A 15,217-nucleotide genomic window follows, 5' to 3' on the forward strand; every position below is an offset into this window, starting at 1 on the left:
GCTCCGCATTGAAGCGAGCCGAATGACCCCGGAATTTCGGGGGATTGGTCCGACGGCCAAGTGAACGACCAATTTGAATACCCATAGGGCCCGCCTCGGGCCAATTGATAGCTGCGCGTGACTTTTGCGCGACCCGATTGGAGACGTGTCAGTGACTCCACAAGAAATTCTTGATTGCGGTGTGCGACTGGCACGCTTTCTGCCGCAAAAGCAGCCCTCCGGCGCGGCGGGCATATCTTCATGAGGAGATACCTGCGAAGGGCCGAAATCGCATTCGCCGTTTTCGGCCTGTTCTTCATGTCGGGCACGTTGACCGCCTACCTGACGCCCGCAGGCTCCGAGTCCGCACCGATGGTGCAACTCATCGGCGCGCTTATCGGTCTGTTCTCGGTCGTCGCCTTGCTGGCCACTCCAGGTTCGATTGCACGCATCCTGACGGAGAATTGGCCCGCAATCTTTCCAGTGCTCTTCGCTGTCCTCACCCTGGCCTGGTCCGAGGACACGACATTGACGATAAGGCGCAGCGGCAGCTTGGGATTGACCACGGCCTTCGCGTTCTGGCTTACATTGCGGTTTTCGCCGAAAGAGCTCTTCAACCTCGTGATCTTCGCATCGATGGCGACGGTGCTTCTGAACTTCGCGGTCATTCAGGTTGATCCCGCGCTTGGCATTCACCAGGCCTATGACGAGTTCGCCTCACATCACGCGGGAAGCTGGCGCGGGCTGTTCGGACACAAGAACGACTTCGGGCGTGTGATCGCGCTTATGATATCGTTCCTCCTCCTTGGTTTCATCTTCGGCACCGGCGGCAGATACGGCCGCTTTTTAGCTGTACCGTTGGCGGCGATGGCCGTGCTGATGATTATGGGCTCCAAGTCATCGCAGGCCGTCCTTCTTGCAACGCTCGTGCCCGCGGTCATGACCCTGTTTCTGGCCATGCGCCCCATGTCTCCGACGGGACGCTCACTTCTTCTGCTGCTATCGATCCCGGTAACGATCGTGGTCTACCTCTCGGCGCAGCTCATATTCGAGTACACGCTGGAGGCGCTTGGGCGTGACGCGACCCTGACGGGCCGAACGGTGATCTGGGAAGGCGTGCTGCTGGCGCTTGGCGGATCGAGTTTCGCGGGCGGCGGCTACGGTGCCGGTTGGTCGGTGGTCGGGCCACGGCTGACAGCCCTGACCGGGGTCGAAGTCGGCCACGCCCATAACGGCTTTCTCGATCTGGCGGTCGATGTCGGGTTCTTCGGACTGGGCATGACGCTGCTGTTCATGCTTTGGCTTGGGGCCATAGCCTTTGTTAACCTGATGCGTGGCACCCGACCCGAGATCTCGGCCCTCGCGCTTACGCTCGTCCTGTTCTCCTTCGTCGGGAATGTTGCCGGGTCGTTTCTTCTCAACCACAACAGCATCTTCTGGCTATTGCTGGTCGCGACCTTTGCCAAACTGCGTGAAGCCCCCATAGCGAAGCCAGAGATGTGGCGCGAACGGCAATCGCATGACGCGACGGCCCAGATTGTTGGGATGAGGCTGACATGACGCTCCATGGCAGCCTGCAGAGCCCGAACCACGTAAAATCCGTCGTGCCCCCCGGACGGCGCGTCTGTTTCCTCATCAACTCGATGGAAGGGGGCGGCGCCGAACGGGCCATGGCCAACCTGATAAACCTGCTGCTGCCATTCCTGGACGCGCAGCAGGTCGAGCTCGTGCTGTTGGACGATTTTCCCTGCGAACAGACGCTGCCCCCCGGCTTGAAGGTGACGACGTTGCCCGGCCGCGGCACGACTTTGCGCAGCTTGCTGGATCTGAACCGCCACTGGGCAAAGCCAGGGCATCGCCCCGACGTCTGCATCAGCTTCCTGGCGCGGGCGAATATCATCAACGTGATGTTGGCGCGGCGGTTCCGACACAAGGCGATCATCAGTGAGCGGGTGAATACCTCCAGCCATATCGCCGCATCACGCGCCGAGCCTGTCTTGGCGCGCATTATCCGGACGTTGTACCCGCGCGCCGATCGGGTCCTTGCCGTAAGCGCGGGAGTGGCGGACGATCTTGTGACACGCTTTGGCGTGCGGCGGCAGAAAATCTCGGTCATTGGCAATCCGGTCGACGGCGACCGGCTCATTGCGATGGCGAAGGAAGAACCGGGGATCGACTTGCCGGATGACTTCTTCGTCGGGATCGGCCGCCTCGTGGCCAACAAGAACTTCGCCCTGCTTCTTGACGCCTACGCAAGATCCGAGACCACCTCATCGCTTGTCATCCTTGGGCAGGGCCCGGATCTGGACAGCCTCCGCGATCAGGCCAGAGGTCTGGGTATCGAGGACCGGGTCATCTTTGCCGGCTTCGTGCGAAACCCCTACCCCATCGTGGCGCGCGCCCGTGCGCTCGTCTCGGCCTCCCGCGCGGAGGGGTTCCCAAACACCTTGGTCGAGGCGATCTCTCTGGGGTGCCCCGTCATCGCGACCGACTGCCCGTCAGGTCCGGCCGATGTTCTGGGGAGCGACGTTGCGCGGGCCTGGCCATGGCCCGAGGACGCGCACGGTCTGCTCATTCCAATGGAAGATGTCGACGCCATGGCCGCGGCGATCCGGGCGCTGGACGATGACACGGTGCGGCGCAACTACGTCGAAAAGGCCACGGCTCGCGCAAAGGATTTCGGTGTGACCGCCGCAACCGAGGCCTACCTCGATATTCTCAAGGAGGTTTTCGAGCCGGGATGAAGCAAGGGAAGCAGAGACTTCTTAGTTAACGCAGGAGCAACGAATCATGGCAACCTGCTGTTCGCAATAAAAGGAACGTAGATTATGAGCTCATCTTTTTCGTCGGTCCGCGCGCTCACGCTTGGGGTTTTTGTTGCGCTTTCCGGGAGTGTCGCAGCCACGGCACAGGAAGCATATCCGATCGGTGCCGGAGACCAGCTCAGAGTATCATTCTTGGCCAATCCCGCCTTCGATCGTGTGATGGAAGTCGGTATCGACGGGTCGATTAATCTGCCTCTGCTTGGCGAATTGAATGTCGGGGGGCAGACGGTCAACGAGTTGCGGCGACAGATCCCCAACCTGATGACCGGCGCCGTCTACCGCGAACGCGTGAACGGGGAGTATCTTCTGGTGTCGATTGAGCCAGAGGAAGTGTTGATCGACGTGGTGGACTATCGGCCGGTGTATTACGACGGCGCGGTGACGCAACCGGGGCAGCAGTCCTTCGAGATCGGGATGACGGTGCGCCACGGCCTTGCCGGCGCCGAAGGTCTCCTGATCGAGGATCCGCGTTTGATTGCCGGATCGGAGCTGCGCAACCATCCCCGTGTGCTGATGGCGGACCTCATCGGCATCCTCGCCGAAATGGCCGTCCACGAGGCAATTCTCGCTGGTACCGACGAACTCGATCTTTCGGCGCTTCAGGAACTGGATGCGCCTTCCGACCTTACCGAGGGCGCCATTGCGCTCGCCCGGAGCCAAGTCGCGACATCGGGAGATATTCTCTCCGAAGAGGTCAACTTTCTCGACACCGCCGTCCGAGAGGCAGAGGCGCGGGTGATCGCCGCGCTGCGTCATGAAGAAACGATGACGGCAATTGCCGTGACCGAAGAGGCCGAGGTGGCGCGGGTGGAAAACCTCGTGGCGCGCCGTGTCGTTGCCAGCGACGCGCTGACCACGACCCGGCGGCTCTATCTTCAAGCGATCGAGCGGCTTGGAACTGCCCAGGCCGAGCGTCTTGAAGCGGAGGCGACCCGTCGCGAGCTGGTGCTGGAACGCAACCAGGCAACGCGGGAACGCGCGCTCAACCTGCAAGCCCGGCTTCAGGCATTATCTCAGGAAGCAGCTCAATTGCGGGTGCGGATTGATCTGAGCAGCACGATGCCGACGCCCCTGACCCTCGAAACATCGTCCGAGACCGTCTCCCGGATCACGATCTTCCGCCAGTTCGGCGGGCAGGCGCGGGAAATCGAAGCGTCGATGGATACGCCGCTGATGCCTGGCGACGTGGTCAATATCAGCGTCCAGCGTTGACGGCGATGATTAAAGGAATTTCTATTTTGTACCAACTACTTATGCTGCTTCTGTGGATGCCTGCAGGTTTTATTAATTTTTGAAGAGACATTCGGTGGCCGGCTCGAGGTGATCCGGCTGCCAGGAGATAATCGATGGACAGAAACACTTTTGCCGACCAACCCGGCAATTTCAGTCAGAGATCGCGGCCCCTGCTCGGCGCAGGGTATCCAAATGATGCGCATCCCGCCTCGAATTCCGCGATCTTCGATTTTCGTTCTGTCTTCCGACTCCTGCGTCGGCGGCGTCTTTTCGTAGCGGCCGTTTGCATCCTGTGCGTCGCGATCACCGTTTTCGTCCACCGGATCACGCCGAAGGAATATTCGGCTACCACGCGGATCCTGCTCGATGAGCAGGTCATCAACCCCTTCGGCCGAGAAGATATCTTTGCCGAACAGAGCCTGAGCAACCCGGCCGTGGAAAGCCAGATGCAGGTCATCCGGTCACCTTTCCTGCTGTCACGAGTCGTGGACCGCCTGAACCTTAGCGAGAACGAAACGTTCATGTCGCCGCCAACGACGCCTCTTCGCGACTGGCTCGCCGCCGCCCGGTCCGAGCTTCTCCCGATGCTTGATGAGCCGCCCGCCGAGGTGTCAGAGGCACGGCGGTTCCAGAATGCCGTGGAGCTGTTGCGCTCGAACTTGCAAGTAACCCGCAGCGCCCAGACCCGAGTGATCCGGATTCAGTTCACCGCTGCGACGCCGGAATTGTCCGCCGAAGTCGCAAACGCCGTGGCCGAGACCTATGTCGATAACCGATTGGGCGTCCGTCAGGAAAATGCCGAGCGCGCCGCGCAATGGTTTGATGAGCGCATGGCTGAATTGAACGTGCGTGCGCTGGAAGTCGAACAACGCGTGGCACAGATGAGCGGTGGCGGCGTCGAAGCGTTGGATGCCTCGCAGAATGCCGCCAGCCTGCAGAGAGCGCGGCAGAACTTGCAAGACGCGCTCGCGCGGCGCGCCCAGACCCAATCTGAAGTGCTACGCCTCCGCGCTCTCGTCGAAAGCGGGAGAGGGCTGCGGGGGGTCCCCTCGAACTTCGATTCAGAACCGCTGGCGGCGTTGGCGGAAGAAGTCGCCAGATTGCAGTCTGCATTGTCCGAGGCGACACAGGAAACGCCGCAGGACGTCGACGAGATCACAAGCCTGAACACGCGCATCGAGTCCATCGAAGCGGCCGGTCTTTCCCTGCTCACTGCACGCCTGACGAATGCGCAGGCCGCCGCCGATGCCGCCGAAGCCAACCTCGAAGAGGCTCAACTCGCTTTTGACGCTGCCCGCGGCGCGAGCGGCGGCAGTGTCACGAATGCGATCGACGTAGAGCTTCGGACCCTCGAGGGAGAGGCTCGGATCTACCGTGAGCTGAACGAGCGCTACCTTGAAAGCTACCTCGAAGTTGTCCAGCAGCAGAGCTTTCCTTCAACACAGGCCACGATCATCGCTTCCGCGGTAGTGCCCGATTATCCGGACGGACCGGGCCTTCGCAGGCTCGTCATGTTGGCGGCGCTCTTCGGCATCGCTCTCGGGGCCGGTTCCGCCTTCGCGCTGGAAGCATCAGACGGAAAAATTCGCTCCACAGGCCATCTGTCGAAGATCACGCAGGCGCCGGTTCTGGGCGTGCTGCCGACGGGCAAATCGCGCGAGAGTGCGGCATCGCGGGAGACGAAGCGTCTTCCGGCGATCAGCGTCCCACACCGGCGCATCGATTTTACGAAGGAGGTCATTGCGCTGCCCGAGCATCGCGTGTCGCTGATGCGCAGCACCCCGGCCCTGCATGCGACGATCTCGGCCCCGATGTCGGAATATTCCGAAGCCATCAGACGAGTGAACGTGCAGGCAGAGAACCTCTATTCAATATTGTCCGATGAAAACAGCATGTTGCCCAAGTGTGTCGGCTTCATTTCCGACAGCTACTCCGAGGGTCGCAGCGTTGCGGCGGCGAATTACGCTGAAATGCTCGCCGTCGGCGGCCGACGCACGTTGCTGATCGATATGGACTGGACCGGATTGTACCTGACCGAATGCATCACGCCTGCCGCGCAACATGGCCTGGCAGAGCTTTCGCTGACAAAATCTCCGGGGTCATTTGAGCAGGCGTTCTGGTATGATGAGCGAAGCTCCATGTATTTCCTGCCGAACCGCACGATGGACCAGAAGGCAACCTTCGACCCGAGCGCTTTCGATCAAATGCGGCTGAAACTGCTGATCAGCACGCTGATGGAGAAGTTCGATAACGTGGTGATTGATTTTTCACCGATGGCGCATTCATCGGATGCGGCTGCCTTCAGTGACGTGGTGATGGGATTCATTGCGGTTGTCGATTGGGGCGAAACGCGATCCGCATCCCTCTCAAGAGAACTCCGCCGCGCCGCGATCCATCCGCCGAAGCTCATGGGCTCGTTGTTAAACGGCATTTCGCAGCGGGACCTGGAGGAGTACGAAACGGCCGTCTGAGCTGAAACGCATCCCCCCATCGGATCCGATGGGGTTCAACAATCCGTTTCCGTCGCGCTATTGCCAGACGGCGCATCCTGCTGTGCGAACCGCTTGGTAATAAGACTAAAAATTGTAGCGCGCGCTGTTAATATCAGTGAAGCACCGCCCCCCGAACTGGTTTGAAGACCGCGAATCTGCCATAGTGCTCGGGTAGATCCGTCCGGACGCGTTCTGGGTGACAAATCCAAAATAATGTTGGTCTCACCCAAAGCCTTGCCCCCGTCCGCGGCGGCGGAAGGGCGCGTCATGGTCTGTTAACCGGCCACCAATTCTGCGCCAGCATTTTATTGGAGACCAGTTGATGAAACAGAAAGTCACGAAAGCCATTTTTCCCGTCGCTGGATTGGGAACCCGCTTCCTCCCCGCCACAAAATCGATCCCGAAAGAAATCATGACCCTCGTCGACCGCCCGTTGATCCAGTATGCGATCGACGAAGCGCGTGCCGCGGGGATCGAGGATTTCATTTTCGTGACCTCGCGCGGCAAAAGCGCGTTGGAAGACTATTTCGACCATTCGCCGGAATTGACCCAGACGCTCAGGAAGAAGGGCAAGACTGAGCTTCTCGAGCTGCTGAAATCCACCAACATGCAGAGCGGGGCGATTGCCTATATTCGCCAACACAAGGCCAATGGCCTGGGTCATGCGGTCTGGTGCGCGCGCCGCCTTTTGGGGAATGAACCTTTCGCCGTCATGCTGCCAGATGACGTGATCATCGGCGACAAACCCTGCTTGCAGCAGATGGTTGAGGCGCACGCCGAAATCGGCGGATCGGTCGTGGCGGCGATGGAAGTTCCATCAGCCAAGGCTTCTTCCTACGGCATTCTGGACATTGCAGAAAACATGGGAAGCATCGTGTCCGTGAATGGCATGGTCGAGAAGCCGAAGGCCGGAGAGCAGCCATCGAACCTGGCCGTCATCGGCCGCTACATTCTCTCGCCTCAGGTCATGCGGAACCTCGGATCGACGAAGCCCGGCGCCGGGGGTGAGATCCAACTGACGGATGCGATCGCGCGGGAGATCGAGGAAGATCGCCCCGTCTACGGTTTCTGCTTCAGGGGGCAACGGTTCGATTGCGGATCAAAGATCGGCTTCCTCATGGCAACGGTGGCGGTGGCATTGCAACGCGATGATCTGGCGGACGAGTTTCAGGAATACCTCGATCTCCTGTCCGAAGCCTTGGGAGCCCGAGAGCGAATGTCGAGCTGATTGCTTTGCCGCTAGACGACCCGTGGACTTGAAAGTCCAATACACGACAAGTCAAACGATTTGTCCGCCGCCAATTTCCTTTGCCGAGCGATCCCGGCGTCACGCCTATAGACCGGCGGCAAAGCAGCCCTTAGCCTATCACTCAAAGCATTTAAGCGGTCCTGTCTCTGGAGTTCTTTCAAAGTATGAAAATTGCATTCGTCGGCACGAGAGGCATTCCAGCGGACTATGGGGGCACGGAGACATATGTAGATCGCTTGACGCAGAACCTCGCGGAGAGAGGCGATCAGGTCGTCGTTTATTGCAAGAAATCAGCTTCGCCCGCCGAAAAGCGCGAAAAGGACGCGCTATACCCGGAGAATGTGACAAGGGTCGAAATTCCGAGCATCGCGACGAAACATCTCGACAACCTGACGCGGTCATTTTTTTCAACCTTGCATGTATGCCTCGATCGAGACGTTCAGGTTGTTCAATTCAACAATGTCGGGCCTGCATTCTTCAGCTTTCTGCCTCGCCTATTTGGAAAGAAGGTCGTGGGGGCCATCAGGGCGATCGACTCGCAACGCGAGAAATGGAACCCTCTGGCAAAGGCCTTTTTGCGCTTCTGTGAGTTTGTAACGCTCAGGGTGCCCCATATCGCCACGGTAAACTCCCATGCCATGAAGGAGTACTATCTGGAGAAATACGGGAAGGAGACCATCTACATCCCGAATGGTGCAATCATCCCGACCGATAGTTTCGAGCCTGATTTCATCAAGTCGTTCTCCCTCTCACGTAAGGGCTACGTCCTTTTCGCTGCGAGGCTGGAGCCCGAGAAGGGCTGCCACACCCTGATCGAAGCTTTTCAAAAAGCGGTAGCCGAGACGGGTTCGGATCTGAAGCTGGCAATTGCAGGGCATAAGGGCTTTTCGCCGGAATATTACGCCGGACTGCGTGTGCATGAGAGCGACAACATCAAGTTTCTCGGCTACGTGGATGGCCAGAAGGATTTGGCTGAACTATTCGACAACGCCTATGCGTTCGTCCTCCCCTCCTCGGTCGAGGGCATGTCGAATTCGCTCCTCACGGCAATGGCTTACGCGGTTCCTTCCGTGGTCAGCGACATTCCCGAGAACGTGGCTCTGTTCGACGGTGCCCCTGTGGATGACACCCTGAATGACCACCCGGGCCTTTCGTTTCGCCTGGAAGATGCAGAGGACCTTTCCCGCAAGCTGGCCTATCTGTTCACCAATCCGCAGGAGGCTGCCCATCGGGGGGCCCTGCTGAAGGCGCATGTCACGAGAAATTACTCAATGGAGACGATGTGCGACAACACCCGTCGCATCTACGCGGAGCTTGTCGGCGAGAGCTGACGCGCGTTGCGCCACCGCTCGCGGCCTCGTCTAGGGTCGGACGAGCGACGCCTCCCACGCCCCTTTTACATGGGTGTTCCATGACGCTTGCGGGTCCTGCCCGTCCCCGGCACCCATCGGCAAAGGCACATCGAAGCCCGATTTCTTCAGCTTCGTGATTTCGCCGCCCAGTCGCTTGCCCAAGGCGTCCCTGAGAATCCTTTTGTGAACGCCTTCATGCATTTTGAAATGCAGCGGCAGGGAGTTGGCAAATTCGATGATCCGGTAGTCTAAAAGCGGTGAACGGGCCTCGAGACTATAGGCCATGGAAGCACGGTCCACTTTCACCAGCACATCGTCGCGCATGAATGTCAGCATATCCAGCGCACCCAATTGCTCTTGCATGGGGAGTCCCTCAAGCGCCTGCCAGTTGTTGTCCGGATACCAGCTCTTCACAAGGTCGAACAACTGCGGCTCACCCTTCGTGGCGGCGCCTGAAAACGCCTCATTCTTCGGCCGCACAGACATGATTGAATCGTAAACCTCGGCGATGGAATCCGCTTCGAGTATGGTTTTCAATCGGTTGACCGACGATTGAACCTTGCGGGTATTGCCGCCGTTTGCGCGCAGCAGGCCGGAGATCAACCTCTCACCAAATCTCGAACCAAGGACAAGCCGCCCTGTCCCTCTTGCCAGAGGGATCGCAGAGAGTAGCTTTCTCATCCGTTCGAGCTTCAACAGGAAGGCGTAGCGGGGATAGCCCAGAAAGACCTCATCGCCTCCGTCGCCCGTCAGCACGACCGAGACGTGCTTGCGCGCCGCTTCGGAGATCGCGAGGGTGGGAATCTGCGAGCTGTCCGAGAAGGGCTCGTCATAGTGGACGGGAATTTTCTCGAGTTGTCGCGACAGTTCCTCATCACCCAGTTCCAGCAGTTCGAGGTTCATGCCCAGCTGCGCGGCAGTGTCCTTCGCTACAACGGATTCGTCGAACTCCGTCTGTGCGAATTTGACCGAGAATGCGGTGATCTGCCCGGGTGCGATCCTCTGCACGCTCGACGCCACGAGGCTCGAGTCGATGCCGCCCGACAGGAAGACCCCAACGGGAACATCGGCAACCAGACGGAGCCTTGTCGCATCATCCAGAAGAGACAGAAACTCCTCGATCGCTTCGTCGTAATTACCGGTGAATTTCGCACCGAAACCGGTCAAGGCGTCCCAATATTGCACGCTCCGCTTGTCTTTTTCAAATGCCTGCGCGACGTCGAATTCAAGATAACTCGACGCGGGAAGCTTGCGGCATTCCTTGTAGATCGTCATGTCGTGCGGGATGTAGCCCAACCATTCGTAGTACGACATTGCCGTCTCGTTCACGGTCAACGGCAAGTTCAACTCGCGAAGGGGTTTCAGTTCCGACGAGAACGCGAAGGTTTCGTCATTTTGGTAGAGATAGAGAGGCTTCTTTCCCAGCTTGTCACGCGCCAGCGTCAATGTCTGCTTGTTCGCATCAAACAGCGCGAGGGCCAGCATCCCATTGACCCGTCTCAGAAAATCCGGCCCCTTGGTCAACATGCCAGCCAGCAGAACTTCGGTATCCGACGAGGAATCGAAGGCCCATTCCTGCTGCATATCGGCTTGCAACTCGTGGAAGTTATAGGCTTCGCCGTTGTAGACCATCCAGCCGTGCGCGCCTGATCTCGAGCGTCCTTCCATCGGCTGATGGCCCTTCACGCTCAGATCGATGATGGATAGCCGCCTTTGGCACAACCAGACGTCACGGCCGGCGGCGGATAACTTGAGCACGCCGTAATCGTCGGGCCCGCGATGCGTAATCGTGTTTAGAGCCGTTCGGACCTCTGCTTCAGAGAATCTTCCCGGCCGTGTAACGAGTCCAAAAATCCCACACATGGTCTGCCTTGTAATCTGGCGAAATCACTCACTAAAAAATTAGCATCGAAATAAGATGCCGGAACCTGCAACGCGCCTCGATCAGTCGCGGCCTTGGCGCGCCTCTTCATAACCTGAAGTAAAGCCCTGTAATCTAAGCACAGTGCCGGGACAAAGTCTGCAAAAAGATCATCTGGCGCAGATTGTCGGCGTGGAAGCAATTTTGCCTGACAGTGCCCTGAAAAGAGGCACCGGAGGGGTTAGTAGCGGCTCTTAAGCCTGTGCCCCGCTACCCGCGCGGAGTGCCGCCAACAGTACCCACCCCCTACCCCGCCAGGTCATCGCCGCCTTCGCTAAACGGGCAGGCGACCGTGTGGTCCGCCCCGACCTCGCGCATTTCCGGGCGGAAGGTGGCGCATTCGGCGCGGGCGATGGGGCAGCGGGTGCGGAAGACGCAGCCGGAGGGCGGGTCGATTGGCGAGGGCAGTTCGCCGCCGAGGATCGGCCGTTTGCGGGCCTTCTCCTTCACCGGGTCGGGGATCGGGACGGAGGCGATGAGCGCCTTGGTGTAGGGGTGCACCGGGTTGCCGATCACCGAGGCGGCCGGGCCGACTTCGACCAAGCGCCCGAGGTACATCACCGCGATGCGCGAGGAGACGTGGCGCACCACCGAGAGGTCATGGGCGATGAAGAGCAGGCTCAGGCCCATCTCGCGCTGCAACTCGGCCAGCAGGTTGACCACCTGCGCCTGCACCGAAACGTCCAGCGCGCTGACCGGCTCGTCGCAGATCACCAGTTCGGGCTCGGTGATCAGGGCGCGGGCAATGCCGATGCGTTGGCACTGACCGCCGGAAAACTCGTGCGGGTAGCGGTTTTGCAGGTTGGGCAGGAGGCCCACCCGTTCCAGCATCTCGCCGACCTTGCGGCGACGGGTATCGGCGTCGGTGTCCGGTTGATGGGTCTGCAGGGGCTCGGCCACGATCTGGCCCAAGGTCATGCGCGGGTTCAGGGCGGCCAGCGGATCCTGGAAGATCATCTGCACGTGGCGCCCGTGGCTGCGCCGCTCGGCGGCGGAGAGCGCGGTCAGATCCTTCCCCTTCCACAGCACGCGCCCGCCGGTGGCCGGAACCGTGCCGATGATGGCGCGCGCCAGGGTCGACTTGCCCGAGCCGCTTTCGCCCACCAGCCCGAGGGTCTCGCCGCGCAGGACCGAGAGGTTCGCCTGGCTCACGGCCTGCAGCTCGTCGGGCGCGGTCCAGGGCATGGCGCCGCGCTTGGGTATCTTGAAGGTCACGTCGAGGTTTTCGACGCGCAAAAGCTCGGTTTCTTGCGTCATGGCTGCACCGTTTCGCGGTTGGCATAGCAGGCGCGCAGGCGATCGGTGTCGAAACGCTCCAGCGGCGGCATTCTTTCGAGGCAGGGTTCATGCACCAGCGGGCAGCGCCGGGAGAAGGGGCAGCCTTTCGGCAGGTTCAGGAGGTCTGGCGGCTCTCCCGGAATGGTGCTGAGCGCCTCCTGCTCCACGTCGAGGCGCGGCACGGCGGCCAGCAGCCCGAGGGTGTAGGGATGCGAGGGCGCGGCGAAGACCTTGTCGGTGGGGCCCGTCTCCATCACCCGGCCGCCATACATCACCATGGTGCGCTCGGTGGCGCCGGCGACGATGCCGAGATCGTGGGTGATGAGGACGACGGCGGTGCCGAAATCCTCGCGGATATCGGCCAGGAGATCCATGATCTGCGCCTGCACGGTCACGTCGAGCGCGGTGGTCGGCTCGTCCGCGATCAGGATCTTCGGCCGGCAGAGCAGCGACATGGCGATCATGATGCGCTGGCGCATCCCGCCCGAGAACTCGTGGGGATACATCCGCAGGCGGCTCTTGGCGTCCGAGATCCGCACGGCGTCGAGCATCCGGGCGGCCTCGTCATAAGCCTCGGAACGGGTGTTGCCCTTGTGCAGTTGCAGCACCTCGGCCATCTGCGTGCCGATCCGCAGGTAGGGGTTCAGGGAGGTCATCGGATCCTGAAAGATCATCGAGATCCGCTCGGAGCGGATGCGGTTCAGCTGCCGCTCGGGGAGGTTCAGAATCTCCTCCCCCTCCAGCCGGACAGAGCCCGAGGCGGTGCCGTTGCGCGCCAGCAGGCCGAGGATCGCGAAGGCGAGCTGCGTCTTGCCCGAGCCGCTTTCCCCCACGATGGCCAGCGTGTCCTTGGCGGCGAGATCGAAGGAGATCTCGTTGACCGCGTTCACGGTGCCGTCGGGGGTGTTGAAGGCGACCGAAAGGTCGCGGACCGCCAGCAGCGGGGTGTTCATTGCGCCATCGGTCATGTCAGCGGTCCTTGGGGTCGAGCGCATCGCGCAGCCCGTCGCCCACGAAGAAGAAGGCAAAGAGGGTCGCGACGAAGAACGAGAGCGGGATGAGCAGCATCCAGAGCCCCTGCCGCATCTGGTCGGCGCCGTCGTTGATCAGCGCGCCCCATGACGTCAGCGGCTCCTGCACGCCGAGGCCGAGGAAGGAGATGAAGCTCTCGTAGATGATCATCGAGGGCACCAGCAGCGTCGCGTAGACGATCACGACGCCGAGCAAGTTCGGCACGATATGGCGCAGGATGATGCGGAAGGGCGCCACGCCGGTGGCGATGGCGGCCTCGACGAATTCCTTGCCGCGCAGCGACAGCGTCTGACCCCGCGCGATCCGCGCCATGTCGAGCCATGAGATCAGGCCGATGCCGATGAACAGCATCAGGATCGAGCGGCCGAAGATCACCAGCAGCAGGATCAGCACGAACATGTAGGGGATCGACATGAGCACATCGACGATCCGCATCATGACGTTGTCGAGCCGCCCGCCGAAGTAGCCCGCGACCGCGCCGTAGAGCGTGCCGACGATGACCGCGATCAGCGCGCCGACGATGCCGACCATCAGGCTGATCTGGGTGCCCTGCACCGTCCGCGCGAAGAGGTCGCGCGCCTGCGCATCGGTGCCGAACCAGAGGCCGGTCTCGGAACAGGGCGGGATCTCGTTGTCGGGGCCGGAGAAGAAACACGGCCCGCCCGCGTTATCGACGTTACCGAGGATCGACCAGTTGATCGTCTCGTTGGAGTTCTGCGCCACGAGCGGCCCGAAAAGGGCGAAGGCGCCGATCAGCAGGAGCACGATCAGCCCGCTCACGGCGGCCTTGTTGCGCGCGAAGCGGCGCCGCGCGTCCTGCCAGAGGGACCGCGGCGGACCGGCCAGCGGCGTGTCAGCGAGGGCATCTGCGGTTTGTCGGGTGGCAAGCATCTGTCTGTCTCCCGCCTCAATACCTGATCTTCGGATCGATCCACGCGTAGAGGATGTCGACCAGAAGGTTGAAGAAGATGGTCAAGGCGCCGAGCAGGACGGTGATCCCCATCATCACGCCGTAATCGCGGTTCAGCGCCGAGGCGACGAAGAACTGCCCGATGCCGCCGGTGGAGAAATAGATATCGATCACCACCGAACCGGTGATCATGCCGACGAAGGCCGGCCCGAGATAGGAGATCACCGGCAGAAGCGCCGGCTTGAGGGCATGGCGCAGGACCACGACACGCTCGGGCAGGCCCTTGGCGCGGGCGGTGCGGATGAAGTTCGAGGTCATCACCTCCAGCATCGAGGCCCGCGCGATCCGCGCGATGGAGGCCATGAAAGAGGTCGAAAGCGCGATCACCGGCAGGATCACGTATTCGATCTGCCCCCCCTGCCAGCCGCCGCCGGGCAGCCAGCCGAGCCAGACGGTGAAGACCAACACGAGGATCGGCGCGAGCACGAAGTTCGGCAGCACTTGCGCGCCCACCGAGATGCCCACGGCGGCATAATCCAGCCCCGAGTTGTGGCGGATCGCGGCGAGGATACCGAGCGGCGCGCCCACGGCGATGGCGACGATGAAGCTCCAGAAGCCATAGGTCAGCGTCACGGGAAAACCCTGCGCGATCAGGTCGTTGACGTCTTGATCACGGTATTGGAACGAGGGCCCGAAATCGAAGCTCGAGACGATGTTCCAGATGTAGGTGGCGATCTGCTCGATGAACGAGCGATCCAGCCCGTACTCGCGTTCGAGGTTGGCCAGCACGGCCGGCGGCACCCCGCGCTCGGAGGCGAAGGGGCTGCCGGGGGCGGCGTACATCAGGACGAAGGTCAGCACGACCAGCACCAGCAGCACCGGGATCGCGACCAGAAGTCGTTTGAGAATGAATGCTGTCATCGAAAATAGCGCCGTGGCGAAGCGC

11 protein-coding genes are annotated in these 15,217 nt (G+C 61.0%); 6 read left to right on the top strand and 5 right to left on the bottom strand.

The annotated features are described in order from the left end of the window. The first annotated feature begins 240 nt into the window (after positions 1-240). The 6 genes from KYE46_RS16270 (at position 241) to KYE46_RS16295 (ending at position 9,109) form a co-directional block, all read left to right on the top strand. On the top strand, positions 241-1,539 hold the full coding sequence (locus tag KYE46_RS16270) for an O-antigen ligase family protein (RefSeq protein WP_219002095.1): 1,299 nt from the start codon (positions 241-243) through the stop codon (positions 1,537-1,539). After that, positions 1,536-2,723 (top strand): glycosyltransferase, encoded by a 1,188-nt coding sequence (locus tag KYE46_RS16275; RefSeq protein ID WP_219002097.1) that lies wholly within the window; start codon positions 1,536-1,538, stop codon positions 2,721-2,723. The genes KYE46_RS16270 and KYE46_RS16275 overlap by 4 nt, the downstream gene beginning before the upstream one ends. 84 nt (positions 2,724-2,807) lie before the next feature. Beyond that, on the top strand, positions 2,808-4,016 hold the full coding sequence (locus tag KYE46_RS16280) for a polysaccharide biosynthesis/export family protein (RefSeq protein WP_219002099.1): 1,209 nt from the start codon (positions 2,808-2,810) through the stop codon (positions 4,014-4,016). A gap of 134 nt (positions 4,017-4,150) precedes the next feature. After that, complete coding sequence (locus tag KYE46_RS16285) at positions 4,151-6,508, top strand: exopolysaccharide transport family protein (protein ID WP_219002101.1); 2,358 nt, start codon at positions 4,151-4,153, stop codon at positions 6,506-6,508. 343 nt (positions 6,509-6,851) lie between these two features. Then, entirely contained in the window at positions 6,852-7,757 is a 906-nt protein-coding gene (locus tag KYE46_RS16290; RefSeq protein WP_219002103.1) for a UTP--glucose-1-phosphate uridylyltransferase, read from the top strand. A 185-nt stretch (positions 7,758-7,942) separates the two neighbouring features. Then, entirely contained in the window at positions 7,943-9,109 is a 1,167-nt protein-coding gene (locus tag KYE46_RS16295; RefSeq protein ID WP_219002105.1) for a glycosyltransferase family 4 protein, read from the top strand. A 30-nt stretch (positions 9,110-9,139) separates the two neighbouring features. On the opposite strand, the gene asnB is transcribed toward KYE46_RS16295, so the two are convergent. The 5 genes from asnB to oppB form a co-directional block, all read right to left on the bottom strand. Then, a complete protein-coding gene (gene asnB, locus KYE46_RS16300) occupies positions 9,140-10,993 on the bottom strand; it encodes an asparagine synthase (glutamine-hydrolyzing) (protein WP_219002107.1) in 1,854 nt (617 codons plus the stop codon). A gap of 304 nt (positions 10,994-11,297) precedes the next feature. Next, positions 11,298-12,308 (bottom strand): ABC transporter ATP-binding protein, encoded by a 1,011-nt coding sequence (locus KYE46_RS16305; RefSeq protein WP_219002110.1) that lies wholly within the window; start codon positions 12,306-12,308, stop codon positions 11,298-11,300. Beyond that, complete coding sequence (locus KYE46_RS16310) at positions 12,305-13,297, bottom strand: oligopeptide/dipeptide ABC transporter ATP-binding protein (RefSeq protein WP_247716865.1); 993 nt, start codon at positions 13,295-13,297, stop codon at positions 12,305-12,307. The genes KYE46_RS16305 and KYE46_RS16310 overlap by 4 nt, the downstream gene beginning before the upstream one ends. A gap of 1 nt (position 13,298) precedes the next feature. Continuing rightward, positions 13,299-14,252 (bottom strand): ABC transporter permease subunit, encoded by a 954-nt coding sequence (locus tag KYE46_RS16315; RefSeq protein WP_219002114.1) that lies wholly within the window; start codon positions 14,250-14,252, stop codon positions 13,299-13,301. Between the two features lie 16 nt (positions 14,253-14,268). After that, the gene (gene oppB / locus KYE46_RS16320) at positions 14,269-15,192 is read right to left on the bottom strand and encodes an oligopeptide ABC transporter permease OppB (RefSeq protein ID WP_219002116.1); all 924 of its coding nucleotides are present in this window, start codon (positions 15,190-15,192) and stop codon (positions 14,269-14,271) included. Positions 15,193-15,217 lie beyond the last annotated feature (25 nt).

The organism is Gymnodinialimonas ceratoperidinii (assembly GCF_019297855.1).
GTDB lineage: Bacteria > Pseudomonadota > Alphaproteobacteria > Rhodobacterales > Rhodobacteraceae > Gymnodinialimonas > Gymnodinialimonas ceratoperidinii.